At 70.7% G+C, this 24,116-nt stretch carries 22 protein-coding genes; 14 read left to right on the plus strand and 8 right to left on the minus strand.

The features are described from left to right. Window positions 1–2: 2 nt before the first annotated feature. Window positions 3–1,286, plus strand: coding sequence for an ROK family protein (locus GKS42_RS14525; RefSeq protein ID WP_154794473.1), 1,284 nt, complete (start codon window positions 3–5; stop codon window positions 1,284–1,286). Window positions 1,287–1,326: 40 nt separating this feature from the next. Here GKS42_RS14525 and GKS42_RS14530 read toward each other — a convergent pair whose 3' ends face one another. Then, window positions 1,327–1,545 (minus strand): hypothetical protein, encoded by a 219-nt coding sequence (locus GKS42_RS14530; RefSeq protein WP_154794474.1) that lies wholly within the window; start codon window positions 1,543–1,545, stop codon window positions 1,327–1,329. A 7-nt stretch (window positions 1,546–1,552) separates the two neighbouring features. Continuing rightward, entirely contained in the window at window positions 1,553–2,530 is a 978-nt protein-coding gene (locus GKS42_RS14535) for a chymotrypsin family serine protease (RefSeq protein WP_154794475.1), read from the minus strand. An 83-nt stretch (window positions 2,531–2,613) separates the two neighbouring features. On the opposite strand from GKS42_RS14535, the gene GKS42_RS14540 reads away from it, so the two are divergent. The 5 genes from GKS42_RS14540 (at window position 2,614) to GKS42_RS14560 (ending at window position 7,646) form a co-directional block, all read left to right on the plus strand. Then, window positions 2,614–5,346 (plus strand): winged helix-turn-helix domain-containing protein, encoded by a 2,733-nt coding sequence (locus GKS42_RS14540; protein ID WP_154794476.1) that lies wholly within the window; start codon window positions 2,614–2,616, stop codon window positions 5,344–5,346. A 127-nt stretch (window positions 5,347–5,473) separates the two neighbouring features. Beyond that, on the plus strand, window positions 5,474–6,154 hold the full coding sequence (locus GKS42_RS14545; protein ID WP_154794477.1) for a hypothetical protein: 681 nt from the start codon (window positions 5,474–5,476) through the stop codon (window positions 6,152–6,154). Next, window positions 6,151–6,873 (plus strand): DUF2306 domain-containing protein, encoded by a 723-nt coding sequence (locus GKS42_RS14550; protein WP_154794478.1) that lies wholly within the window; start codon window positions 6,151–6,153, stop codon window positions 6,871–6,873. Before GKS42_RS14545 ends, GKS42_RS14550 begins: the two co-directional genes overlap by 4 nt. Continuing rightward, on the plus strand, window positions 6,870–7,106 hold the full coding sequence (locus GKS42_RS14555) for a hypothetical protein (protein WP_154794479.1): 237 nt from the start codon (window positions 6,870–6,872) through the stop codon (window positions 7,104–7,106). Before GKS42_RS14550 ends, GKS42_RS14555 begins: the two co-directional genes overlap by 4 nt. Window positions 7,107–7,139: 33 nt before the next feature. Further along, a complete protein-coding gene (locus tag GKS42_RS14560) occupies window positions 7,140–7,646 on the plus strand; it encodes an AAA family ATPase (RefSeq protein WP_154794480.1) in 507 nt (168 codons plus the stop codon). 3 nt (window positions 7,647–7,649) lie between these two features. Here the strand turns inward: GKS42_RS14560 and GKS42_RS14565 are convergent, their stop codons facing one another. Both GKS42_RS14565 and GKS42_RS14570 read right to left on the minus strand, forming a co-directional pair. Then, window positions 7,650–8,171, minus strand: coding sequence for a flavin reductase family protein (locus GKS42_RS14565; RefSeq protein WP_154794481.1), 522 nt, complete (start codon window positions 8,169–8,171; stop codon window positions 7,650–7,652). Window positions 8,172–8,191: 20 nt separating this feature from the next. Further along, entirely contained in the window at window positions 8,192–8,791 is a 600-nt protein-coding gene (locus GKS42_RS14570) for a superoxide dismutase (RefSeq protein ID WP_154794482.1), read from the minus strand. Window positions 8,792–9,044: 253 nt separating this feature from the next. On the opposite strand from GKS42_RS14570, the gene GKS42_RS14575 reads away from it, so the two are divergent. Together GKS42_RS14575 and GKS42_RS14580 are read left to right on the plus strand one after the other, a co-directional pair. Continuing rightward, entirely contained in the window at window positions 9,045–9,413 is a 369-nt protein-coding gene (locus GKS42_RS14575; RefSeq protein WP_154794483.1) for a DUF1330 domain-containing protein, read from the plus strand. 199 nt (window positions 9,414–9,612) lie between these two features. After that, on the plus strand, window positions 9,613–10,845 hold the full coding sequence (locus GKS42_RS14580) for a class I SAM-dependent methyltransferase (RefSeq protein WP_154794484.1): 1,233 nt from the start codon (window positions 9,613–9,615) through the stop codon (window positions 10,843–10,845). Window positions 10,846–10,971: 126 nt separating this feature from the next. Here the strand turns inward: GKS42_RS14580 and GKS42_RS14585 are convergent, their stop codons facing one another. After that, window positions 10,972–14,385 (minus strand): CBM96 family carbohydrate-binding protein, encoded by a 3,414-nt coding sequence (locus GKS42_RS14585; protein WP_154794485.1) that lies wholly within the window; start codon window positions 14,383–14,385, stop codon window positions 10,972–10,974. Between the two features lie 145 nt (window positions 14,386–14,530). Between GKS42_RS14585 and GKS42_RS14590 the strand changes: the two genes are divergently transcribed. Continuing rightward, window positions 14,531–15,616 carry a LacI family DNA-binding transcriptional regulator gene (locus tag GKS42_RS14590; protein ID WP_154794486.1) on the plus strand — a complete coding sequence of 362 codons (1,086 nt, stop codon included), beginning with the start codon at window positions 14,531–14,533 and terminating at the stop codon, window positions 15,614–15,616. 36 nt (window positions 15,617–15,652) lie between these two features. Here GKS42_RS14590 and GKS42_RS14595 read toward each other — a convergent pair whose 3' ends face one another. Then, entirely contained in the window at window positions 15,653–16,837 is a 1,185-nt protein-coding gene (locus GKS42_RS14595; protein WP_154794487.1) for an enolase C-terminal domain-like protein, read from the minus strand. Between the two features lie 107 nt (window positions 16,838–16,944). Between GKS42_RS14595 and GKS42_RS14600 the strand changes: the two genes are divergently transcribed. Both GKS42_RS14600 and GKS42_RS14605 read left to right on the plus strand, forming a co-directional pair. Further along, window positions 16,945–17,643, plus strand: coding sequence for an RraA family protein (locus GKS42_RS14600; protein ID WP_154794488.1), 699 nt, complete (start codon window positions 16,945–16,947; stop codon window positions 17,641–17,643). A 4-nt stretch (window positions 17,644–17,647) separates the two neighbouring features. Next, the gene (locus tag GKS42_RS14605) at window positions 17,648–18,409 is read left to right on the plus strand and encodes an SDR family NAD(P)-dependent oxidoreductase (RefSeq protein ID WP_154794489.1); all 762 of its coding nucleotides are present in this window, start codon (window positions 17,648–17,650) and stop codon (window positions 18,407–18,409) included. Window positions 18,410–18,414: 5 nt separating this feature from the next. Here the strand turns inward: GKS42_RS14605 and GKS42_RS14610 are convergent, their stop codons facing one another. Together GKS42_RS14610 and GKS42_RS14615 are read right to left on the minus strand one after the other, a co-directional pair. Continuing rightward, a complete protein-coding gene (locus GKS42_RS14610; protein WP_154794490.1) occupies window positions 18,415–19,203 on the minus strand; it encodes an IclR family transcriptional regulator in 789 nt (262 codons plus the stop codon). Window positions 19,204–19,512: 309 nt separating this feature from the next. Beyond that, window positions 19,513–20,691 (minus strand): XylR family transcriptional regulator, encoded by a 1,179-nt coding sequence (locus GKS42_RS14615; RefSeq protein WP_154794491.1) that lies wholly within the window; start codon window positions 20,689–20,691, stop codon window positions 19,513–19,515. A gap of 81 nt (window positions 20,692–20,772) precedes the next feature. Between GKS42_RS14615 and GKS42_RS14620 the strand changes: the two genes are divergently transcribed. Genes GKS42_RS14620 through GKS42_RS14630 form a run of 3 tightly spaced genes read left to right on the plus strand, consistent with a single transcriptional unit; the run spans window position 20,773 to window position 24,073 of the window. Continuing rightward, window positions 20,773–21,885 carry a Gfo/Idh/MocA family protein gene (locus GKS42_RS14620; protein WP_154794492.1) on the plus strand — a complete coding sequence of 371 codons (1,113 nt, stop codon included), beginning with the start codon at window positions 20,773–20,775 and terminating at the stop codon, window positions 21,883–21,885. Next, window positions 21,882–22,706 (plus strand): sugar phosphate isomerase/epimerase family protein, encoded by an 825-nt coding sequence (locus GKS42_RS14625; RefSeq protein ID WP_154794493.1) that lies wholly within the window; start codon window positions 21,882–21,884, stop codon window positions 22,704–22,706. The genes GKS42_RS14620 and GKS42_RS14625 overlap by 4 nt, the downstream gene beginning before the upstream one ends. A gap of 11 nt (window positions 22,707–22,717) precedes the next feature. Further along, a complete protein-coding gene (locus GKS42_RS14630; RefSeq protein ID WP_154794494.1) occupies window positions 22,718–24,073 on the plus strand; it encodes an ABC transporter substrate-binding protein in 1,356 nt (451 codons plus the stop codon). The last annotated feature ends 43 nt before the right edge of the window (window positions 24,074–24,116 follow it).

Below are 24,116 nucleotides of genomic sequence, written 5' to 3' on the forward strand. Positions count from 1 at the left end.
CCGTGAGCGCTCGGGGTGGGTCCGGCACCGAGAGGGCGGTCCACCCCGAGCGGCCCCGGCTCGGCGGCGCCGGCCTGCTGCGGCAGCCGGTGCGGCAACAGAGCCTGCGGCACTCCAACCTCGCTCTCGTCGCGTCGCACATCTTCACCGCCGACGAGCCGGTGTCGCGCGCACAGATCGTCGCCGCGAGCGGGCTGACGCGGGCCACCGTGTCACGCCTGGTCGAGGCGCTGCTCGCCGCTGCCGTGGTCGAGGAGCGGGAGGCGCCGCCGTCGCGGGGCGCGGGACGGCCGGTGCGACCGCTCGCTCCGGCCGCCGGCACGCACGTCGCGCTCGGGCTCGAGGTCAATACGACGAGCCTCGGCGGGTGCCTGGTGGATCTGGCCGGGAACGTGGTGGCCGAGCGCGTCGTCGACGGCGACTTCTTCGCCAGCGACCCGACGGCGGTGCTCGCCGACCTCGTGACGCTCGCCGAAGCGCTGCTGACCGGGCCCACGGCGAGCGGGCGACGCCACGTCGGCTCGCACGTGTCACTGCCCGGGGCGGTCGACAAGGGAACGATCGTCGTGGCCCGCAATCTCGGCTGGCACGACGTCGACATCCTCGGCCGGCTGGGCGAGAACTCCCGGCTTGGTGAGCGACCGCTCCGGCTCGGCTCGGTCGGCCCGATGTCGGCGCTCGCCGAGAGCCGCTACCGGGAGACGTCCAGCGGCGGCGGCTCCTTCGCGTGGGTGTCGGGCGACAACAGCATCGGGTCCTCGATCATCGTCGACGGTCAGCTCATCACCGACGTCAAGGGCTGGGACGGGAACGTCGGCTCGATCCCCGTCGGCGGCACGGTCGTGGGTGGACGGCCACTCGAACGGCACCCCCTCGACGACTACGTCGGTCGCCGTGCGCTGCTCCGGCGCGCCGGCCTCCCGACGACGACCACCATCGACGAGCTCGCGGACCTCGCCCACGCCGGGACCGAACCCGCCCTCAACGCGGCGCTGGCCGATGCCGGCGCGGCCCTCGGGGAGGTGGTCGCGACGATGATGACGCTGGTCAGCACCCCGGTCGTCGTGTTCGGCGACACCCTCGCCGCCATCCTGCCGTTCGTCGCCGAGCAGATCGACGTGGCGCTGCGGCAACGACTCCCGGCCGGCCACGTCGTGCGACCCCTGCTCGAGGCGTCGATCACGTCCTCACACGCCGCCATGCGCGGCGGCGCGCTCAGCATCCTCGAAGAGGCGCTCGCCGACGCGGAACGATGGCTGGTCAAGCCTGACGTCCTGAGCGGCTGATCGGCTCGACTCCGCTCGCGACGCCTCCGACGGCGCGACCTCAGCCCTCCGCGCGGATGTCGCCCACGATGACCACACGTATCGCCACACCGTCGACGGTCGCCGGAATCTGCTCGGCGGCCTGCTCGTCGCGCACGTTCACCCGGACGCCGTACCCGGCCGGCGCGCGCTCCAGGCCCACACCGACGACTCCGTCCCGCTCGCCGGCCTCTGCGGCCAGTCGCTCCTTGGCCGCCCGCGCCTCGGCGAGATCGCTCACCGCGGGCTCACACCAGCGTCGCGTCGAGCGCGGCCAGCACCGTCTCGATGGGGTTGAGGTAGGTCAGCCCGGTCCCGCTCGGGCCACCGGTCTCACTGCCCGCGAAGAGCAGCCCGACGGCGCGCACTCCGTCCACGAGGTACACGAGCGACCCGCTGTCGCCACCCTGGGAGAACGGCCCGTCGCCGGTGGACTCCACCTCGATCTGGTCGTCGAACCGCAACTGGCCCAGGCCCTCCCCATACTCGATGACGAGCCCGTCCAGCTCGATCGCGCTCACCCGTCCGTCGGTGACGCCGGTGGTGCGGCCGACCTTCTGGACCGCCTCCTCACCCTCCACGACCGCCGTGCCGGTCAGCGTCCCGGCCGGGTAGGTGGCGTCGAACTCGACGTCCTGGAGCGAGGCGAGCGCCGCGTCCACGGTCGCCGGCTGCCCGGGTGCCAACGGCACCACGGCCGCGAGCGAGCCGATCCGGTCCTGCGGTGACCGACCGCCGTCGGCGGGGCCGGGCTGAACGATGGCGTCGCCGAGTTCCGCGGACGGTGAGCCCGCCAGAACGTGGAAGTTCGAGAGAACGTACGCGACGCCGTCGGGCAGGGTGACGAACGCACCGAGGGTGCCGGCGGTCACCGCGACGTGAGCGATCGAGATCCCCGGCCGCAGCGGGCGCACCCGGCCCGTCTCCCCCATGGTCAGCGCGGTCGGCACGACCGGCCCGACGGACAGCGCCCGCACCCGCCCGACCGCACGCACGTCGGCGTCGGGCCCGAGCTCGGCCGCGAGCCCCTCCGCCCGAGCGACGATCCGCTCGTCACTCTGGTCGTAGCGCACCGCGACACCGAAGCCGGCCGCGGTGCGGGTCGCGATGCCGACGGCGAACGGCCCGAACCCGGGCGTGGCCATGGCGCCGAGCTCGCTGGAGAGCCACTCGCTCACCGAAGCGATGACCTGTCCCTTGACTTCACGTGCCTCGTCGAGATCCATGCGTCCCAGTCTGCGCGCCGGGTCCGACAACCGCCTCCCACGGACGCCCAATCAGGGGCACCCGGTCCCCGTAGGCTGGCCCGATGCCCCTCCTCGGCACGAAGTTGCACGTGCCGTCGCCACGCCGGGAGCTCGTCGCGCGGTCGCGTCTGACCGACCGCCTCCGAACGCCCGACGGCGCGGCGCCGCGGCTCGTGCTCGTCGCCGCACCCGCGGGCTTCGGCAAGACCACGCTGTTGTCCCAATGGCTGGCCGGCGCCGCGTCCACGAGGGTCGCGTGGCTCTCCCTCGACGCGGCCGATGCGGACCCGCGCCGCTTCCTCACCCACCTCCTCGCCGCCGTGCAGCGAACCAGTCCGGAGACCGGGGCCGAGGCGATGGCACTGCTGGACGCCACCGGCGCTACCGTCCCCACCGAGCAGGTCCTCGTCGGCCTCGTCAACGACCTCGACGCCCTGCCCGGCCACACCGTCATCGCCCTCGACGACTACCACGTCATCGACGACGAGCCCGTGCACGAGGCGATGACGTTCCTGCTCGACAACCTCCCGCCGCAGGTCACCCTCGCGATCACGACCCGTTCGGACCCGCCGCTGCCCCTGCCACGCCTGCGCGCCCGCGGCGAACTGCTCGAGCTCCGCTCCGCCGACCTGCGATTCACCGAGACCGAGGCGACCACCTTCCTCACCGACGTGATGGGACTCGACCTCCAGCCGCACCACATCACCGCGCTCGAGGCACGCACCGAGGGCTGGGCCGCCGGACTGCAACTGGCCGCGCTGTCCGCACGCGCCCGGTCCGACGCCGAGGCCGGTGACCTGGACGGCTTCGTCGACGCGTTCGCCGGCAGCCACCGGTTCGTCCTGGACTACCTGATGGAGGAGGTCGTCGACGCCCAGCCCGATCACGTGCGCGCGTTCCTGTTCGACACCTCCGTCCTGGGCGAGCTCACCGGGCCGCTGTGCGACGCCATCACCGGCCGCACCGACGGGCACGCCACCCTCGCAGCCCTCGAGCGCGCCAACCTGTTCGTGATCCCGCTCGACGACGAGAGGCGCTGGTACCGCTATCACCACCTGTTCGGCACCGCCCTCATGGCCCGGCTCACCGCGCATGACCCGGACCGGGTGGCGCGGCTGCACCGGGCGGCGGCGGCCTGGTATGCGGGTCAGGGCAGGCTGGCCGACGGCGTCCCGCACGCTCTCGCGGGCGGCGACCCCGAGCTGGCGGCCGAGTTGGTCGACCTGGCCGTCCCGGGACTGCGGCGCCGACGCGAGGACCGCGCCCTGCGGGACTGGACCCGCGCGCTGCCCGGGGACGCCGCCCGCCGCCGGCCGTTGCTCGCCGCGTCACTGGCCTGGGCGTACCTGTCCGAGGGGAACCTCGCCGGCGTCGAGACGTGGCTGGACGCCGCCGAAGAAGCGATGCGCTCCGACCGCTCGGCCGGCCCGGACGGCGGCGTGCTTCCGGCAGACCTCCTCCGTGACCGTGAGAACGAACTGCAGGCCCTGCCCTCCCTGCTCGCGGTCTACCGGGCCTCCATCGCCCAGGCCAGCGGTGACATCACCAGCACGGTCGCGCACGCCCGGCGCGCCCTCGAACTGGCCGGCGAGGATCACATGTCGCGGGCCGCCGCGGCGGGCTTCCTCGGCATGGCGGCGTGGGCCGCCGGTGACCTCCCGACCGCCGTCGACATCTTCGCCGAGGCGGTCCGCAGCATGCGTGCCGCCGGGAACGTCGCCGACTCCCTCGGCGCCACCGTCGTCCTGGCCGAGCTGTGGTTGGGTCAGGGCCGGCCCGACGAGGCCGAGCGCCTGTACCGCCGCGCCCTCGAGACCGCCGAGCAGCACCCGGGGCTGTCGACCACCGGTGACCTGCACGTCGGCCTGGCGGGTGTGCTCTGCGAGCGGGGTGACCTCGACGGCGCGGCGCGGCACCTCCACACGGCCAGGGACCTCGGCGAGGCAGCATCCCTGCTGGAGAACCGGCACCGCTGGTTCACCGCGAGCGCCGGCGTACGTCGTGCACGTGGCGACTGCGACGGTGCGGTCGACCTGCTCGACGCTGCCGAACCGCTCTTCATGCCGGGCTTCTTCCCCGATGTCCACCCGATCCCGGCGGCTCGCACGCGCATCCGGATCGCGCAGGGCAGGCTGGACGACGCCCGCGCCTGGGCCCGCACGCACCACCTCACAGCCGACGCCGAACCCGCCTACCTGGACGAGTTCGACCAGCTCACCCTGGCCAGGCTCGAGGTCGCCGACGCCCGGCCCGACGGCGGGGCTGCTTCGTTGCGCGACGTCACCGACCGGTTGGGTCGCCTCGCGTCGGCCGCCGAGTCGGCCGGGCGGACCGGCAGCGTCATCGACGCGCTCGTCGTGCGCGCGCTCGCACGGCACGCGGCCGGCGACCTCAACGCCGCGCTCAGCGACCTCGGACGTGCCCTGACGCTCGGCGTGCCGGCCGGGTACCGGCGACTGTTCCTCGACGAGGGCGAGCCGATGCTCGAACTGCTGCGGGCCGCCGTCGCCCGCCCCGACCGGGCCGCACCGGCGCGCGAACTCCTGGACGCCGTCGGGCAGGACGCTGCAAGCGAAGCGGCGCCGGCCGCCGAACCCCGCGACGACCAGCTCAGCGACCGTGAACTCGAGGTGCTGCGCCTGCTCGCGACCGACCTGACCGGCCCCGAGATCGCCCAGCGGCTGTTCGTCTCCGTCAACACCCTGCGCACCCACACGAAGCACATCTTCACCAAGCTCGGCGTGAACACTCGCCGCGCCGCCGTCCGGCGGGCCACCGAACAGGGTCATCTCTAGCCGCACCTCTGCGGCTCGGACGATCACCACCTCGATCACATCGTCTGGTGATGTGCCCTCACCACCTCGCTCCATAGCGTCTGGAACATCGCCGGACTCCCCCGGCCCGGATCACACGGAGCACACCATGACCATCACCAGCACGGGCCTGACCAAGGCCGCCGGCGTCGCGGCAGCGACCGCTGGAGCCATCTTCGTCGCCGTCCAGATCAACCACCCGCCGATGGTCGCCGCCTCGGTGGAGACCACCGAGTGGGTCGTCCGGTCCACGGCCAAGGCGGTGATGTCGGCGCTCGCACTGGCCGGCATCACCGGCATGTATCTGCACACCCGCCGCCGCGCCGGCTGGCTCGGCCTGGTCGGCTACCTGCTCTTCGCCGCCGGATACCTGGCCATGTTCGCCACCGAGGTCATCGCTGCGACCGTTCTGCCGACGGTGGTCGGCGTCCAGCCCGGGTACGTCAACGACGTGCTCGTCTCGGCCGCCGGCGGCACCCCCGCCGGTGACATCGGCGGCCTGCAGACCCTGCTGAACCTCTCCGGCGTCGGGTACCTGCTCGGCGGGCTCACGTTCGGCATCGCGCTGTTCCGCGCCGGCATCCTGGCCCGCTGGGCGACCATCCTGCTCGCCGTCGGCGCTGTCGGCACCGCCGCCCTCGCCGTGCTGCCCGAGGGCTTCAACCGGCCGCTCGCAGTCCCGGTCGGCATCGCGCTGATCGGCCTCGGCGTCTCGCTCTGGCGCTGCGTGGACCGCTCCCCCGCCCCGACGGCCTCCCTCGCCCCGGTCCGTGAGCCTGCGGTCCCATGAACTCCGCAGCAATGACCAGAGCCCGGCCGGTCGGCTCGCCATCCCGGGCGGCCGGCTGGCCGGTCCCGGTCGCCCTCATCGCGCTGAGCGCGATCCCACTCGCCGCCGGCACCCTCCGACTCGTCCAGCTCGCCGGCGGGCCGGAGTCGATCCCGGCCGACGCACGGTTCGCGGCCTCCACCGCGCCATTGGTCGTCCACATCGTCGGCGCCGCCCTGTACGCCCTGGTGGGTGCCTTCCAGTTCGTGCCGAGGCTGCGGCGGGGCCACCTCAGCTGGCACCGGCGCGCCGGCCGCGTGCTGGCGGTAGCCGGCCTGCTGGTCGCCGGGTCCGCGCTGTGGATGACGCTGCTGTACACGGCCAAGCCCGGCACCGGAGACCTCCTGTACGTGTTGCGGCTCGTCTTCGCCAGCGCGATGGCCGCGTTCCTCGTCCTCGGCTTCGCGGCCGTGCGGCGCCGTGACATCCGCGCCCACCGCGCCTGGATGATCCGTGCCTACGCGATCGGTCTGGCTGCCGGCACCCAGGCCTTCACCGAGGGCATCAGCATCGCCGTTCTCGGCGCCGGGGAACTCACGGGTGACCTGGCCAAGGGTGCCGGCTGGGTGATCAACCTCGCTGTGGCGGAGTGGCTCATCCGCAGGCGCGTCCGTCCCGCGCGTCGGTCGCGCCGCGACGGCCACCGCGGACAGGTCGCTCGGGCAGGGGTTCTGACATGAGCGCCGCCGGACCCAGCACCTACGAACTGCACGTCGAGGGCCACCTCGACGATCACTGGTCCAACGTGCTAGGCGGCCTGGCCATCACGCGCCATGGCGACGGCACCAGCACCCTGGCCGGACCGATCGCCGATCAGACCCAACTGCATGCCGTGCTTGCCACGCTGCGCGACATCGGCGCCACCATCCTCTCGCTCGGCCTCACCGAGGCTCGCCCGGAGAATTCCCGGTGACCACCGTGAACCCTTGGTGTTACGTTCCGGCCCATGGGCAGGAGGAACTATCTGATCGAAGGCCTCTCCGGCACCGGCAAGACCTCCGTGTGCGACGAGTTGCAGCGGCGCGGACACCACGCCATCCATGGCGACCGGGAGCTTGCCTACCGGGGAGACCCGGAGACAGGCGAACCGGTGGCGGGCTTCGGACACGAGCACCACATCTGGGACGTCGACAAGGTGAAGGCACTGGTCGCCGACCGGGACCACGCCGCGACCTTCTTCTGCGGCGGCTCCCGGAACTTCTCGAAGTTCATCGACCTGTTCGACGGCGTCTTCGTCCTGCACGTCGACCTCGCCACCCTGAACCGGCGTCTCGACGAGCGCCCGGACCAGGACTGGGGCGGCGGACAGCCGACGGAACGCGATCGTATCGTTCAGTGGCACCAGACGAACGGGGACGTCCCGGCGAACGGCGTGGCCATCGACGCCACCGCGCCGATCACGCAGGTCGTTGACGACATCCTTCGTCGATGCCGGAGGCGAGCCGCTCGGTGAAGTTCACGCGACGCTCGCCCGCGCCGCCGGCACCGCGGCCGTCGTGCGGAAGTCGCGGTTCCATCGCAGCAGCGGGGTGCTCTCCTGATGGACGCTGCCACGGATGACCTCCCCGACCAGGAGGAACTGGTCGTTCACCGGCACCACCGTATGGCTCCGCGCCCACAGCGTCACGAGTGCATCGGGCAGCCAGAGCGGCCCTTCCGGTGAGGACTGCGCCCCCGTCGCAGCGAGCGCATCGAGGCGTTCGGCGTGCGAGGTGCGGGCGGTGAGCACTCGCACCATCGGCAGGTGCTGCGTGCCGAGCACCGACACGGCCCAGGTCGCCCCGCCGGTGATGACCGGAAGGGCGTCCCGGCTCCCGCCGACGGACAGGGCGATGGTGAACGGGTCCACCGAGGCAGTCAGCACCGACGCGGCGACGAAGAACCTGTCGCGGGCGCCGTCGTGGACGGACACGAACGTCACTCCGCTCCCGTAGAGGGCGAAGCTGTCATAGAGCGAGGGCACGTGCTGCTGGGTCACTCCGGCTGCGCGATGACCACTCACCTGGTGACGGCGGCGAACCGGGTCGCCACGTCGGCCCAGTTCGCGATCTCCCAGAAGGCCTTCACGTAGTCCGCGCGCACGTTCCGGTAGTCCAGGTAGTAGGCGTGTTCCCACACGTCCAGCTGCAGCAGCGGCGTCACGCCGAGCGGGGCGTTGCCCTGCTGGTCGAACAACTGGAACACCACGGGCTTCGCGCCCAGGCGATCCCAGGCGAGCACTGCCCATCCGGACCCTTGCACCCCCAGCGCGGTCGCGCTGAAGTGCGCCTTGAACGCCTCGAACGAACCGAAGTGGTCCTCGATCGCCGCGGCGAGTTCACCTTCGGGAGCTCCGCCACCGTCCGGGGAGAGGTTCTGCCAGAACACGCTGTGGTTGAGGTGCCCGCCCAGGTTGAACGCGAGGTCCTTCTCCAGCTTGTTCACGTTCGCGAAGTTTCCCGTGGCCCGGGCCTCCTCGAGTTGCTCCAGGGTGGTGTTCGCGCCGGTGACGTAGGCCTGGTGGTGCTTGGAGTGGTGCAACTCCATCACCTCCGCCGAGATATGCGGGGCGAGCGCGGAGTAGTCGTAGGGCAGCTCGGGCAGCGAGTACGTGGTCATGGACGATCCTTTCGAGTGGTCGTCCCTCGACGGTAGAACCTCAACCGCAGTTGAGATCAAGTCCGGGGATGGACGACCGCGAACGATGCGAACCCGGGCGCCGCGGGGTGCCGCAAAAAGACGATGCGACGATGCGCCGGGGCGGGGAGACTGCAGGAAGAACTCCGCCGGTCGGATCGTCACCCGCGACGATCTGGCTGCGCGCCCACCCACTCCGTTCCACGCATCGTGACCCACATGAGGAGCCCTCAGCATGACGAACGAGAACGAACGCGGCTACGCGATCGCCCATTTGGAGGACGTCGAGGTCGGACCGGACATCCTTGAGTACATGTCGCGCATCGAGTCCACGTTCGCCCCGTTCGGCGGCGACTGGCTCGTCCACGGAACGCTCCCGCAGGTCCTCGAGGGGCCCGTGCCGGGCAACATCGTCATCATCGAGTTCCCGAGCCCTGACGCGGCACATCGCTGGTACGCCTCACCCGCCTATCAGGAGATCGTCGGGCTGCGGGTCGCGCACTCACGTTCCACGCTCGCGGTGCTGACCGGGGTCAAGCCGGGCTACCGCGCCGAGACAACCGTCGCCGCGCTACGGGCGGCCGCGGCGGAGTCCTCCGGCTGACGCCTTCCGGCACGACGTCGACCTCCATTCCTCGAACCGTGCGCATGGTCCGGCCTCCGCCTGCGGTGCTAGCGTGGTCGGGCGCACTTTGGGTGCCACCCGTCCGCGGGAAGGGCCGAGCCCACCCGATCTCCCCCTCGAGTTGACCAACGGTCTCTCTTGCCGAGCAGCGGACGTCGGCGTCACGGAGGGAACCGTCATGACCGACCACGCAACCATCCCCGAGCACATCGACCTCGACCAGGCCCGCAAGCGAGCCCGGGAACTCCTCACCGAACTGCGCCGTCACGAGCCGGCCACCAGGCTCGCCGAGGCCCAGCACCGGATCGCGCAGGGACTCGGGTTCAGCACCTGGCCGGCGCTGGTCCGCGCCACCGAGCGCTTCGCCCCGGCCACGCCGGACAGCCTCGCGTGGCACCGCATCACCCGGGTGTCGATCGTGTGCTTCCGCACCGACCCGGACGCCGAGTCCGGCGCCGTCGTCGCCCTTTACCGGCACGACGGCGGGTGGCTGCTCCCGAGTGACCGTCGCCTTCCCGGGGAGGACGTCTGGGACGACAGCGTGCTGCGGATCCCCCTGGCGCGGATGGGGTTCCGGCGTCAGGGCACCCACCTGCTCGCCGTCGATGCCAGCCGTCGCCACTGTGTGTTCTGGGTGGACGGGGACCCCTACCAGGGTGAGCGCACCCACCGCGGTGACGTGCAGTGGTGGACCGGCGGCGCCGATGCTGCGGCCGAGCTGCTGGAGGCCCAGGGAGACGGCGCGCTGGCCCGGCTCGTGCTGGCAGCGGACGAGGCTCGCCGCACGATCACCTACGACCAGGTGGTCGCCGACACCCGGCGCACCCTGGTCGGCCCCTACCTGCGTGCGGACACCCCGCAGGGCGGGTCCGGCTTCGGCGGCACCGCCCGCGACTGGCACGACGCCCGTGGCGTGCTCGCCGCCGCCCTCGATACCGGTCGGGCTTCGAGCACCTTCCTCGACCTCGCGTGCGCCAACGGGCACCTCGCGGTCAGCATGGTCGGCTGGGCTGCCGACCGGGGCGTCGAGGTCGTCCCGTACGGCGTCGACATCGCCCCCGAACTCGTCGAACGGGCCCGGGACCTCCATCCCGAGCTCGCCGACCACTTCTGGATCGGCGACGCGCTGACGTGGCGACACCCCGACGGCCAGCAGTTCGACCTGGTCCACATGCTGCTCGACGTGATCCCGGACAACCGGCACGCACAACTGATCGACCACCTGCTGGCAGAGGTGGTCGCTCCGGGCGGCCGACTGCTGCTGAGTCAGTACGGTCCGGTACGGCCGGCGCTGGCCCCGGAGGCCGTCGTCGAGCGTCTCGGTCACCGGGTGGCCGGACGGTGCCGCCCGCCGCAGCGGCGCAGCCGTCCTGACCCGGGCCGGGCGAGCGTGTGGCTCGAGCGGACCTGACAGTGCGTGTCCGGCCAGTTCACGTTCGCGAAGGTCCCCGTGGCCCGGGCCTCCTCGAGTCGCTCCAGGGGTGTTCGCGCCGGTGACGTCGGCCTGATGGTGCGTGGAGCACGCGACGCCCGGCACTCAGGCCAGCCGGATCCGCAGCGTCGCCGGACTGCCCGACTCCCTGGCGTCGATATTGATGTTCACGCCCGGTGCCGACGCCGCCCGCACCTGCTGCAGGCCGAACGCAAGCGCCTCGCCGGTTCCGGCGGCAGCGCGGACATACTCGGTGACGTCCACCGTGTAAGCCGTGACCGCCGTGTCGAGGCTGACGGACCCGAGTTGCTCGGTCATCGGTGGTCGGTTGTTCCACGTCAGGGCTCGCTCGCCCCAGTCTGCGCTCGTCCCGAACACGCCGACCGTGGCGGCGGGGGTGCCGTCGGTGACGCGGCCGCTGATCTGCAGCTCGGCTGAGACGAAGTCAGCGGTCTCGGGGCCGGGAAAGCGCAGGTATGCCTCCCGGTGGTAGTCGGCGCTGTTGTCATTCTTCAGGGCGAGGGCGGCGGTGGTTCCGGTGTTCACGTCCGCGAACGACCCGGAGCGCACGAACGTGTCGGCGTCGGTGGCGATCACCTGGAGCCTGGGATCGTTCACCGTGAGTTCCGCGAGCGCCCACCGCAACTGACGCTCGAACTCCACCACGGTCACCACCCGGGTACTTCCGATACCGACGGCGTTCAGCAGGCCATCGGCGCTGACCGATGCGACCTGCGGGTCCAGGGTGAGCCACTCCCAGGTGGCCGCCGCCGGGTCGATGGTCGCGCCCGTGGAGAGGTAGGCGGTCGCGCTCGCCCGGGCGTCACCACCGACGTTCAACTGCCCCGGAGCCTGCAGTTCCACCCGGTCGAACTGCACGGGTGGGTCGGGCAGGGTCATCGGATGACCCGGCACGCCGAACTCCGCGACGCTGTTCCAGGCGTTGGTCGAGTTGCCGTAGCCGGTGTAGCGGACGTACCGGGCCTGCACGCTCGCGAACGTGAACGTCTCCTGTCCGCCCGAAGTACCCGAGACCTGGTCGGCCAGCACGCTCACCCAACCATCGCCGTCGGACACTTCGATACCGAAGAACGACGCCCGGCGATCGCCCTGATACCAAGCGATCTCGACCGCACTCACGGCGACCACTTCTCCGAGGTCCAGGCGGATCCACTCACCGGTCCCCTGTGACGACCAGCGCGTGTTCAGGTCACCGTCGAGCACGTTGACCGGGAGATTGCCGTCGTGGCCGCTGGCCACCACCGCCTCGCCGGGGCGCAGATCGGAGACCGGCGCCTCCATCCGGACCGTATAGGTTCGCTCCTCCCGGCCCGCACCGACGCGCAACACGGCCGTGCCGGGCACGGCGTCAGGCTGGGTCAGGCGCAGCGGCCCCCGGACCGAGCCGGACACGGCCGGCAGCGGCGCGCCCTCGGGTACCACCACCTTGTAGTCGAACACGTCGGGACGGAACTCCGGCAAGGGTGCATCGTCCACGCTCAGCCCGGTCAACCGCCAACCGGGCTGACCCAGGCGCCACTCGGCCAGCGGACTCGGAGTGAGGGCGTCGGGCGCCTGCTCGCTTGGGTGGAGGGGTGAGATCTGGACCGTGAACCGGCCGCCCGTGACGCCTTCGGCGCGGATCGCCAGCTTCGACGCACCCACGTTGGCGTTCTGCTCGGGCGGTTGAGGTGAGGTCCAGAGCGGCAGAGCGGGCATCTGTACGAACCGCTCCGTTCCGGCGCCCACAAGGCGAAGCAGCAGGCGTGCGTCGCCGGTCGCGAGTTCCGCCGAACGTGCGTCGGCGGCGATCTGGATCGTCGCCGTCGTGTGCAGGAACCACCACACGTCCGTGGCGCCCACGCAGCTGAACTCGTCCTGCACGATCACCTGCCGGCGCTGGTCGAGCACGCGGACACCCCGCTGCCACGAGGTCAGCGCCGGGGTCGCCTGGCTGAGGTCGAGCACTGTGATCGCCTCTTCAGCGATCGCCTCGTGACGAACCACGTGCGCTTCGGCCCGTTCAGCCTGCCCACCCTGGAGCGAGGGGCCGGCGAGCAGGGTGTTCTGGCCCTCGGTGCGCTTGCGGTAGTACTCCCAGCGCTGCCCGCCCACACCGGCGGCGAAGTACCCCGGGAGGTTGTAGTCGTCGGCGCCGAGGTCGAGGGCCCAGCGGGTGCCGAGCGCATCGAGCACGAACGTGCCCAGGTCGAGGTCCGAGTGGTTGGTCGCGTTCGCGCCTCCCTTGACGGCCACGAACGGCGCCGCCGGATCGGACCAGGAAGCACGCGAGGCCACCACCTCGACGCCCTCGTAATAGTGGTCCAATGCCCGGTCGCGCCAGCGCGCGGCGCCGGGCTCGGAGTGCGCCGGATCGAACCAGATCACGTCCGTGACCTCGGCGTTGAGGTCGGCACGCACAGCCGCCCAGTCGCTCAGCGCCGGCTGGTCGAACTGCGCGGCGAGCCAGAAGAACTCCGTGCTGCGCGGCGCGGACGCGGCACTGTCGTAGTAGTTGAACGCCAAGCCCGAGCCACCCGTGAGATCGATCGGGAAGTAGCCGGTCTCGGCGAGCCCGGGCTTGTTCTCCAGGTCTCCCGCAGCCCCGCTCGCGCTGATCAGGCTGGCCAGGTACTTGACCAGGTACCCGGTGCCGTAGGACCAGTACCCCGTGCCCTCCGGGTAGCCACCGTCCGGCGCGTACTCGTCGGCGGCCTTGGGCACGCTGGCCAGCCCCTTGGCGATCAGATCGCCGGCGATCTCGGGGTACTCCTGAGCAACGGCGAGCGAGCCCATGGTCAGGCCGCCGTTGCAGACCGCGTTCCAGTTGTGCGCGGCCTTCGTCCAGAACGCGCCGCTGGCGTACTCCTGTTGCCCCGGTTCCAGGCCCTTCGTCGCGATGGTCGCGGCAAGCAGTTCACGGCGCTCCGGCGTCCAGTAGTCGTGGAGCCAGTCGTAGCCGATGGCGAAGGCATGCGTCATCCCGGCCGTGTCAAGGAAGTGTGACGGGTTCCAGTCGGGCCAGGCAGCAGCGCCCTCCAGTTCGGCCCAGAGCCGCTCGGCATAGGCGTCGTCGCCGGTGAGCTGGTAGGTCAGGGCGAGCACGTACGAGCGCAGGATCACCGGGGCGTGCGTCATACGTTTCCCGTCGGGGATCTCGTAGGCCTGCACCGGCATGCCCAGCAGGACGTCCGCCTGCGCGATGATGCTCTCCGCCCAGGTGGCCACCCGGGGCACGCTGGCGACCTTCTCGGTGATCGCTGCGAAGTCCGTGAGGAGCAGGCGGGGGTGGGTGGTGATGACGTCGTCGATCAGTTCCGCCGGCGTGGCCTGGGCTGCGGCGTCGGGCAACGCGCCCCGCGGGGCGACCAGCCCGAGTGCCACACCGATCCCGACGGCGGCCGACCCCAACAGGAAGCCTCGCCTCGGCACGTGCCGGGACGCGAGTGCGCCGAGTTCGGTGCGGGCGTCGAGGGTGTCTGCGGCGCCACGACCGTGTTCGGCCAGGTGTGAGTTCATGCCGTTGCTCCTTTGCTGACGGACGTGCTGGTGCGATCGAACCACCGCACCGAGCGAGATCGGGAGGGTCAAACATTTCCGAACATTCGCCGGACCGTTAAGGTCTGCGGGATGACCCCGCAGGCACGGCGACGGCGGCCCTGACGTGGTGCGAGCCGCTCGCCACGACCGGTTATTGCGACTGCTGCGCACGGAGGGCGTGATCGCCGTGGCGCGAGCGGCCGCGGCCTTCGACGTCACCGAGATGACGATCCGGCGCGACCTCGCCGAGATGGCAGAGGCCGGGTTGCTGGAGCGGGTCCACGGCGGGGCCGTGCTACCGGCGCCCGCGGGCGGTCGCACGCCACGACCGCGCCCGGCCCTTCGGATCGGGTTCCTCACCCCGAATGTCACCTACTACTACGGCACGGTGATCAAGGGCGCGGAGGCCGCGGCGTCATCGCTGGGTTACCGGTTGATCTACGGAGCGCATTTCTCCCGCACCACGACCGAACTACGGCGCCTGGACCAACTCGGACAGCTCGACGTGGATGGCCTGATCGTGACGCCCGGGCACGAGAGTGAGGCGAAGCTGGCCACCTATCAGCGCTTGGACGAGATCAGCACACCACTGGTGGTGTGTGAGCGTCCGCTCTCCTTCCCCGATCTGCGGGTGGAACGTGACCGGGTCTCCTCCGACCACGCGTACGGCGCGCTGCTCGGCTTCCAGCATCTGGCCGCGCTGGGTCACCACCGGGTCACCTGGGCGTCGGTCCCGACCGCGACGTCGACGGCCCTTGAGCAGGGCGTCGTCCGTGCGCGAGCGACCGTCAGCCTGGACCTCCAGGACCTCGGCTGCGCGCTCCCCTGGGCTCCGGGGAAACGGCAGGGAGCGGCGATCGGCCGCCTTCTGGACGCGATCGAGCAGCACGACAGCACGGCCCTGTTCATCCACTCCGACGTGCAGGCCCTGACCGTGCTCGACGCGCTGCGCGCGCGGGGCTGGCGGGTGCCCGAGGACCTGACGCTGCTCACCTACGACGACGAGCTCGCCGCCGACGCCATCGTCCCGATCAGCGCAATCAGCCCGGCCAAGCACGAACTCGGCGCGCGAGCCGTGGAACTCCTGCACCGCCGCATCGAGGACCGTTCGCACACCGCGCCGATCGAGCAGGCGACGCTGCTTCCGCGGTTGCACGTGCGTGCCACGTCCGGACCCCCGCGAGCCCATCGACGTGGCTGGCTGCACTAGCACCCGCCATCGCACACACACGCTGGGCGGCCCCGCTCAGAAGCTCGTCGGGAGCCACTCCGGGTTGCGCTCGTCCACATGGAACCGGGCGTAGTAGTCGCCCACCTCCTCGAAGTGACGTTCGTACTTGTCCATCTTCTCGGGATCCAGTTCCACGCCGAGGCCGGGCCCGGTGGGGACCGCGATCGCGCCGTCGACGTAGGGCAGTTTGCCTCCGGCGATGATGTCATCGGTGAGGTAGTGGTAGTGCGCATCCCCGGCCGTCGTCATCTCCGGGATGGTCGAAGCCGTGTGCAGCATCGCCGCCAGTTCCACGCCGAACTCGACCCCGGAGTGCATGGCCACCCCGAGCCCGAACGTGCGGCACACGGCGGCAAGGTCCTTCACGCCGCGGGGGCCCTGCCAGTAGTGGATGTCGGTGAGCACGATGTCCACGGCGTCCATCCGGATGGCCGGGCCGAGGTCGTCGAACTTCGCCGGGTACATGTTCGTCGCCACCGGGATACGCACCTGCGCCCGCACCGCGGCGTTGCCCGTCAGCCCCCAGGCCGGGTCCTCGAACCACTCCGGAGCGACCGTCTCCAACCGCCGCCCGATCCGCACCGCGGTGGGCACCGACCACCCGCCGTTGGGATCGATGCGGAGCCGGTAGGAGGGGCCGAACCGGTCCCGGCAGAGCTCGAGCACGCGCGCCTCCTCCGCCGGGTCCAGCACCCCGGCCTTCAGCTTCATCGCGCTCACCCCGAGCGTCTCGGTCAACTCCTCGCACTGATCGGCCATGTCCTCGGCCGTGGTGTCGTCACCGCCTCCGGGCCGGTCGTATCGCCAGAACAGGTACGCGATGAACGGGATCCGCTCGCGCACCCGGCCGCCGAGCAGGTCGGAGAGGGGACGGCCGAGCGCCTTGCCCTGGATGTCCAGGCAGGCCATCTCGATGGCCGCGTAGAGCCGGTCGTTGGAGAGGTAGTAGATGGCCTTCAGGGTCCTCAGCTTCAGCAGCTCGAGCCGGAACGGGTCCGCGCCGATGATCCGAGGTCGCAGCCGCTCGAACGCGCCGCGCTGGTCGCCGCCGCCCACCTCCCCAAGGCCGACGAGGCCCTCGTCGGTGATGAGTTCCAGGATCGTGCGGATGAAGTAGCCGGGGTGCACTCCCGTGTTGTGACGCAACTTCGCGTTGGTGGGGATGGCCACCGTGCGCACCCTCAAGTCCACGATCTTCATCGATCCACACTCCCACGTGTTGCATCATTTGGAACTTACTTGCGTTCCTCACAACGAATGTTACCTTGTGGTGCATCCACCACAACAACGACGACGAGGTCATCACGATGAACCCCTACGAGTACGCCCTGCCCGTTCCCGAGCTGATCGAGCGCTATCGCAGGACGTACTCGGGCGCCGTGTACGACATCCTCGACGAGATGGGCTATCCCCACCAGGCTCTGGCCACCGAGCTGAAGCCGGTGAAGGACCGCTGGGTCATCGCCGGACCGGCGTTCACCCTCAAGGGCATCCCGGACCCCACCGGCGACCCGAGCCTGCGCGAGCGGCGCATCCACATGTTCGAGGCCATGAGGGCCGCCGGGGTGCCGATCGTGGACGTGCGCGACACCAGCTTCGACAACCAGGCCGCCCACTACGGCGAGATGAACGCCACGGTCGGGGCCGCCAACGGCGTGGTGGGCGCCGTGGTCGACGGCGGATCGCGCGACACCCGGTTCCTGGTGGACCGGGACTTCCCGGTGTTCTGCCGCTACCTCACCCCGGTGGAGGCAGTGAAGCGCTGGAGCTACTACGACTGGCAGATCACGGTGGGCCTGCGCGGCGCGCTCACGTCCGTGGTGCCGGTCTCGCCCGGCGACTTCATCCTCGGCGACCTCGACGGTGTGGTGGTGATCCCGAATGCCCTCACGGTGGAGGTGCTCGAGCGCACCGAGGAGCTGGTGCAACGCGAGGACGAGGTGCGGGCCGAGTTCCTGGCGAGCCCCGACCCGGTGGCGGTCTACCGCAAGCACGGCCGGCTCTGAACCCATGCCGACCTCGCTGGCGGGACGCACCGCGCTGGTCACCGGATCCACCAGTGGCATCGGGGCGGCGATCGCGGCCGCCCTGGCCGGGGCCGGCGCCTTGGTCATCGGGCACGGCCTGCAAGGCCCGACGGCGGAGGCCGGCCCGGGCGGGTCCGGCACCGTTGGCCCGGGTGCTGTCGTCGCACCGGCGCCGCTCACCGAGGACCTCGCGGTCGAGGGCGCCGGCGCCTCGCTGGCCGAGCACGCACTGCGTCTGGGGCCGGTGGACATCGTGGTGCACGCGGCCTCGGTCCAGGTCCGCGCCCCCTGGACCAAGATCACCCCGGCGGACGCACGCCGCCAGCTCCAGGTGAACCTGCTCTCCGCTGTCGAGCTCCTGCAGGTGCTCGTGCCGCCGATGGCCGAGCGAGGGTGGGGCCGGATCCTCGCGATCGGGAGCGTGCAGCGGCGTGCACCGCACCCGGAGATGGCGATCTACGCCGCGACCAAAGCAGCCCAGCACAACCTCGTGCTCGGCCTCGCGACCCAGCTGGCGCCGTCGGGCATCACGGTCAACACGCTCTCGCCGGGAGTGATCGAGACACCGCGGAACACCCAGGCGCTGGCGGACCCCGACTACCGCGCGCAGGTCCTCGCGCAGATCCCGGCCGGCCGGATCGGAGCGCCGGCGGACCTGGTCGGTGCCGCGCTGCTGCTGTGCTCCGACGAGGCCGGCTACCTCACCGGCCAGGACCTCGTGGTGGACGGCGGGATGACGTCGTGAGCGGGTCAGGCGACGAGCGCCTCGGACACCTCACCCGCCACCCGGGCCACCGCCGTTCCGAGGTCGTCCACCCGCGGGTCGACCCGGTAGGACGGACCGGAGATCGTGATCGCGGCGATCGGCTCGCCGCGCACGTCGGTGATGGCGGCAGCGAGGCGGGTCACGTCGTCGCGGCGGTCCACGGCCGCCCACCCCCGGATCCCGGCCTGGCGCACGTCCGCGCGCATCTCGTCCAGGTCCAGGGCAGCGTGACTGACGGCCGCGCTCGTGCGCATCTGCTCCAGCAGCCGGTCCCGGTCCCGCTCGCTCATCGTGGCCAGGATGGCGCGACCCATCGCGGTGCGCTGCAGCGGCGTCCGGGTTCCGATGACGGACTGGACCGTCACGGACTGCCCGGAGTCCTCCTGCGCCACGTAGACCACGTGCACGCCCTCGCGCACCGCGAGGTGCACGGTCTCGCCGGTGGCGTCGCGCAGACCCGCCAGGTGCGGGCGAGCCAGGTCGACGAGGTGGTCATGGGTGGCCTGGTAGGCCTGGGCCAGCCACAGGCAGCGGGACCCGAGCACGTAGCGGCGGTCGCGCACCCGCTGCTGCACGTAGCCGAGCTCGCGCATCGTGGCGAGCAACCGGGACGCGGTGCTCTTGTCGGTGCCGGCCTGGGCAGCCACTTCGGTGACGCTGATCCCGTCGCCGGCGGCGGCCACCATCTCCAGGACGGACAGGCCGCGCACCAACGTGCTGGCTGCCCCGGGCGGCGAGGCGCTCGCCTCGTCGGGCTTGGGTGCTGCTGGCATGACACTCCTTGCCTTGGTGCCGCATCGTGCCGGCGCCGTTCCGAGGTGTTCCGGACCCTACCGAATGGCGCTCGGGTTGCCGTAATCACATGTTCGTTGCACTAATCACAACCCTACCGGATAAGGGATTGCGGGAAGCGCTTATCAGGGCGCACCCGACGGGCACCCGTTCCACGGTCGGGAGGACATGGGTCGCCACGACCGACCGCGGTTCTCAACTGCCGACGTCGGACGTCGACTCCGTCCGCGTCGACTGGCGAGTCACGAGGCGGGGCGAGGCCAAGTACTCACGGATCGGTGCGCCGTCGGCTAGCGCCAGCCTCCCTGTGCGACCACGGACCCGGTGACATCGCGGCGGTACCGGCCGGGTGATCGACCGGTGTGCTTCTTGAACGCCGCGCCCATGTACTCGGCGTGTGGGAAGCCCAGGTGCTCGGAGATGCGGGTCATGGTCCAGTCGGTGGAGCCGAGGAGTTCGGCCACCTGGTTCATCCGTACCCGCCGGATCTCGGAGTGCACCGTCCTGCCGAGGTGCTTGAGGAAACGCAGGTCGAGAGCCCGGCGGGACAGGCCCACCTCGCGCAGCACCTCCGTCACCGTGACGTGTTGCCCGGCGTGGTCGCGTATGAACCGCAGGGCATGCGCCACGGTCACGTCGTCCACCGAGAGCAGGTCCGAGGATTGCCGCACCACCACTCGCACCGGGGGGATCAGCCGCAGACCGGGCTCGACGACCTCGCCGGACATCATCCGGTCGAGGAGTTCCGCCGCGAGGTAGCCGGTCCGTCGGGTATTCGGTTCGATGCTGGACAACGCCGGCGAGGAGAGGGTGCCGAGCAGCTCGTCGTTGTCGACGCCGATCACGGCCACCTCGTCCGGCACGGCCAGGTCGGCGATCTTGCAGGCCTCAAGCACCTCCTGACCCGCGATGTCGTATGCGGCGAGCACTCCGACCGGCTTCGGCAGGCCAGTCAGCCATCGGACCAGTCGGTCACGGTCGGTGGCCTTCTTGCCGGTCGGCCGGAGCCGGAACTCCTGCGCCGGCGTTCCGTAGGCTCGGGCGTGCTCGGCGAATCCCACCGCCCGCTTGACGGACCACCCATAGCGAGGGTCACCGCAGAAGGCGAAGTTCCGGATCCCCCGCTCGGCGAAGTGCTCGACCGCCCACCGGGCGATCTGGTCGTCGTCCGTCTCCGCTCCGGGCAGCTCCGGCACCAGTCGCCCGGCACTCAGGTCCACCGCGGGCAGACCCAGGCGTCGGACGAAGGCTGCCGCCTCCGGGCTCTCGATCCTCGCCAGCACGCCGTCCCCGGCCCATCCCTCCAGCCAGGAGAAGTCGGTCTCGAGCCGCGAGTGCTCCACCAGATACAGCGACCAGCCGCGGTGTGCGGCAACGTACTCACGCACCCCGTGCAGAAGGCCGCGCGCGTACCCGTTGGAGGTCTCCACCAGCAGGGCCACGTGCCTCGTCCGCTCCGATCCAAGCACGTAAATATTCTATGGAGTCCTTCTAAATTACGCATGGTTATCGACTGCGCGGATTCCTACGGTTGCAGCAGGAGGTCAACGATGACGACAAGCGTTCGCATAGCCATCGCCGGTCTCGGCTTCGGAGCCGAGTTCATTCCCATCTACCAGGCACACCCGGACACGGAACTCGTAGCCGTCTGCCAGCGCAGCGAGGATGCCCTGCGGCGGACCGCCGACCACTTCGGCATAGCCGGCCGGTACACGAGCTTCGACGCGATGCTCGAGAACCCGGATATCGACGCGGTGCACATCAACACCCCGATCCCCGATCACGCAGCCCAGTCGATCGCCGCACTGCGCGCGGGCAAGCACGTCGCCTGCACCGTGCCAATGGCGACCACCGTGGAGGAGTGCCAGGCCATCGTCCGGGCTGCCCAGGAGAGCGGGCGGAACTACATGATGACGGAGACGGTCGTGTACTCCCGCGAGTTCCTGTACGCCAAGCAGCTCCTCGACGACGGCACGCTCGGCCGGATCCAGTTCCTGCGCGGGGCACACCACCAGGAGATGGCCGGGTGGCCCGGGTACTGGGAGGGACTGCCGCCGATGCACTACGCGACCCACGCCGTCAGCCCGCTGCTCGCGATCGCCGGCACGCTCGCCGAGAGCGTGGTGTGTCAGGGGTCCGGCCGGATCTCGGAAGACCTGACGGCGAAGTACGGCTCGCCGTTCGCGGTCGAGTCGGCGCTGCTGACCTTGCGCGACTCCCCCGTCGCCGCCGAGGTGGCGCGGTCGTTGTTCGAGACCGCCCGAGAGTACGTGGAGAGCTTCACCGTCTTCGGGGAGCACGCCACCTTCGAGTGGGAACAGACCCAAGGAGTGGGTCACGTGCTGCACGTGGGTGAGCGCCCCGAGCGGGTGGAGGTCCCGGACTTCGCCCACCTGTTGCCCGCCGAGATCGCACCGTTCACCACGCGCGGCGTCTACGACGACGACAACCAGCACCTGTCATTCGTCCAGGGCAGCGGGCACGGTGGCTCCCACCCGCACCTGGCCCATGAGTTCGTGCGAAGCATCGTCGAGGGTCGCCCCAGCGCGATCGACGCCCCCACCGCGGCCAACTGGACCTCCGTCGGCATCTGCGCCCACGAGTCCGCCATGACCGGCGGGACGCGGATCCAGATCCCGGACTTCGCGGCGGTGCGGATATGAGCACCGGACCACGGGTGTCCGTCGCCACGATCTGCTTCGACGGATTCGGGGACGAGAACTTCGAGCCCACCTTCGCTCACGTTCCCGCCCTCGGGATCCGCGAGATCGAGTTCAACGCGTGGTACCCGCGCAACCTCACGCCCGCCGGCCTGGACTCGATGCGGCAGCGTTGCGAGCAGAGTGGGCTACGGCCCGCCACGCTGCAGGTGTCACCCTTCGCGCCCGGTCCCGACAGTGCCGACCTGACCAGAGAGGCCTCCCGGTGGCTGTGGCTCCTCGACGCCGCGGAGCGCCTCGGGGTCGGCGTGATCAAGGCCACCGGCTCGGCTCGAGGCACCCGCGGGGGCCTCGGCGCGGTGATCGACCTGCTGCGCGTCATCGCCCCGATAGCGGCCGGGCGCGGGCTGACGATCGCGGTGGAGAACCACGCCAACAACGTCCTCGAACATCCCGAGGACTACGACGAACTGTTCTCCGCGATCGACTCCCCCGCGGTCGGCATGTGCCTCGACACCGGGCACTTCGCCGCCTCGGGGCACGATCCGGTGGCGATCGCCACGCAGTACGCCGGCCGGCTGGCCCACCTCGACCTCAAGGACTGCGCCGGCCCGCGCCACGGCGAACCAGAGTTTGTCCGTTTCGGTCACGGCATCGTCGACTTCGACGCCACCCTCTCGACAGCCGTATCGAACGGATACACGGGGTACCTCGTCATCGAGCTGCCCCTCATCGACCGCTCAACGATGGCGGCCGACCTCCGCGCGGGAGCCGAACTGGCCCTTCGCCACGCCCCCGATTCCCCATCCCCCCTCCCGTTCTAAGGAGTTCCCCCATGTCGCATGTTGGCAACGACGCCATCGGCCGTCTCCACCGACTCTCCCGATCCGCCCGCCTGCCCGTCGCGATCGCCGGTGTCGCCGCACTCTCGCTCATGGCCGCGTGCAGCGGCGGCGACGCCGACCCACCCGCAGCTGAAGATGTGCCCTCCGAAGGTCCCATCGCGATCACCTGGTACGGCTCGGACGCACGCAACGCAGCGGTCCAGCAGGTGGTCGACAACTGGTCCGCGGAGAACCCGGACGTCCAGATCGAGACCCAGCCCACCACCTTCGACTCCTACTGGGACCGTGTCTCGGTTCAGGCCGCCGCGGACAACATCGCGTGCGTCGCAGCCATGCAGTCGCGCTACCAGGCTCGATATGAGGACCGCGGCAACCTCCTGCCGCTGGACGGTCTCATCGAGGACGGCACCATCGACGTCTCCGGCATCCCCGAGGCCGTGCTGGAGAGCCACCGCGCGGCCGATGGTCACATCTACGTGATCCCGTACGGCATCTGGTTCGAAGGAGCCACCCTGAACGCGCCACGACTGGCCGAGTTCGGGCAGACCGCACCGGACCCGTCCGGATCCTGGGCCGACTACGTGGACTGGGCCATCGAGGCACAGCCCAGCATGCCCGAGGGCACCTGGGCGATCGCGGACCGGGGCGACCAGATCACGCAGTTCCAGGCATACGCCCTCGGTGAGGGAGAAACCCTCTTCGGCGACGGCGAGGTGGGATTCTCCGAGGAGACCCTCACCACGTGGTTCGACCTGTGGACCCGGGCCGTCGAGGGGGGCGCAGCGCCGCCGCCGGACGTGAACGCCGAGTACGCCGGGGTACCGACGACGCAGTCCCTCATGGCCGTGGGCAGCGTGCTCGTGAGCAGCACCGGTGACAACAACATCTCCGATGTCCAGATCGCTCTGGACCAGAACGGGCTGGGCACGGTCAGCATCGTGGCCTCACCCACGGATGGAGTACCTCAGGTCGTCGGAGCGAACGGCTGGGCCATCTCCGCGAACTGCCAGAACGTGGCTGCCTCGGCGGACTTCATCTCGTCGTTCATCAACACCCCGGAGAACGCCCTGATCCTGGAGACCCAAACGGGTCTGCCCCCGGTCACGTCCGTGCTCGAGAGCCTGCAGGATGACCCGGATGTCTCGCAGGCGATCAAGGACCGGATCGCGCTCTACTTCGACCTGCTCGACCAGGGCGCCACCGTGGACATCTGGCCGGACGGCGCGCAGGCGCTGGTCACGCAGATCGCTACGAGCTACCAGGAGGTCGCGTTCGGCCAGACCAGCTCGCAGGCGGCCGCGGCTGACTTCATCGCACAGGCGAACGCCGCACTCTCCGGGTTCTGACCCCGACGAAGCAGTACCTCGGGTGGGGCCTCGAACCGAGGCC

The sequence above is a fragment of the Occultella kanbiaonis genome, from assembly GCF_009708215.1.
Taxonomy (GTDB): Bacteria; Actinomycetota; Actinomycetes; order Actinomycetales; family Beutenbergiaceae; genus Occultella; species Occultella kanbiaonis.

What these genes read in the sequence shown, in the direction of transcription:
- GKS42_RS14630 (WP_154794494.1), top strand. Translation starts at nt 22,718, where the DNA reads ATGTCGCATGTTGGCAACGACGCCATCGGCCGTCTCCACCGACTCTCC.
- GKS42_RS14550 (WP_154794478.1), top strand. Translation starts at nt 6,151, where the DNA reads ATGAACTCCGCAGCAATGACCAGAGCCCGGCCGGTCGGCTCGCCATCC.
- GKS42_RS14580 (WP_154794484.1), top strand. Translation starts at nt 9,613, where the DNA reads ATGACCGACCACGCAACCATCCCCGAGCACATCGACCTCGACCAGGCC.
- GKS42_RS14540 (WP_154794476.1), top strand. Translation starts at nt 2,614, where the DNA reads ATGCCCCTCCTCGGCACGAAGTTGCACGTGCCGTCGCCACGCCGGGAG.
- GKS42_RS14620 (WP_154794492.1), top strand. Translation starts at nt 20,773, where the DNA reads ATGACGACAAGCGTTCGCATAGCCATCGCCGGTCTCGGCTTCGGAGCC.
- GKS42_RS14575 (WP_154794483.1), top strand. Translation starts at nt 9,045, where the DNA reads ATGACGAACGAGAACGAACGCGGCTACGCGATCGCCCATTTGGAGGAC.
- GKS42_RS14595 (WP_154794487.1), bottom strand. Translation starts at nt 16,837, where the DNA reads ATGAAGATCGTGGACTTGAGGGTGCGCACGGTGGCCATCCCCACCAAC.
- GKS42_RS14560 (WP_154794480.1), top strand. Translation starts at nt 7,140, where the DNA reads ATGGGCAGGAGGAACTATCTGATCGAAGGCCTCTCCGGCACCGGCAAG.
- GKS42_RS14585 (WP_154794485.1), bottom strand. Translation starts at nt 14,385, where the DNA reads ATGAACTCACACCTGGCCGAACACGGTCGTGGCGCCGCAGACACCCTC.
- GKS42_RS14535 (WP_154794475.1), bottom strand. Translation starts at nt 2,530, where the DNA reads ATGGATCTCGACGAGGCACGTGAAGTCAAGGGACAGGTCATCGCTTCG.
- GKS42_RS14555 (WP_154794479.1), top strand. Translation starts at nt 6,870, where the DNA reads ATGAGCGCCGCCGGACCCAGCACCTACGAACTGCACGTCGAGGGCCAC.
- GKS42_RS14570 (WP_154794482.1), bottom strand. Translation starts at nt 8,791, where the DNA reads ATGACCACGTACTCGCTGCCCGAGCTGCCCTACGACTACTCCGCGCTC.
- GKS42_RS14545 (WP_154794477.1), top strand. Translation starts at nt 5,474, where the DNA reads ATGACCATCACCAGCACGGGCCTGACCAAGGCCGCCGGCGTCGCGGCA.
- GKS42_RS14610 (WP_154794490.1), bottom strand. Translation starts at nt 19,203, where the DNA reads ATGCCAGCAGCACCCAAGCCCGACGAGGCGAGCGCCTCGCCGCCCGGG.
- GKS42_RS14625 (WP_154794493.1), top strand. Translation starts at nt 21,882, where the DNA reads ATGAGCACCGGACCACGGGTGTCCGTCGCCACGATCTGCTTCGACGGA.
- GKS42_RS14600 (WP_154794488.1), top strand. Translation starts at nt 16,945, where the DNA reads ATGAACCCCTACGAGTACGCCCTGCCCGTTCCCGAGCTGATCGAGCGC.
- GKS42_RS14605 (WP_154794489.1), top strand. Translation starts at nt 17,648, where the DNA reads ATGCCGACCTCGCTGGCGGGACGCACCGCGCTGGTCACCGGATCCACC.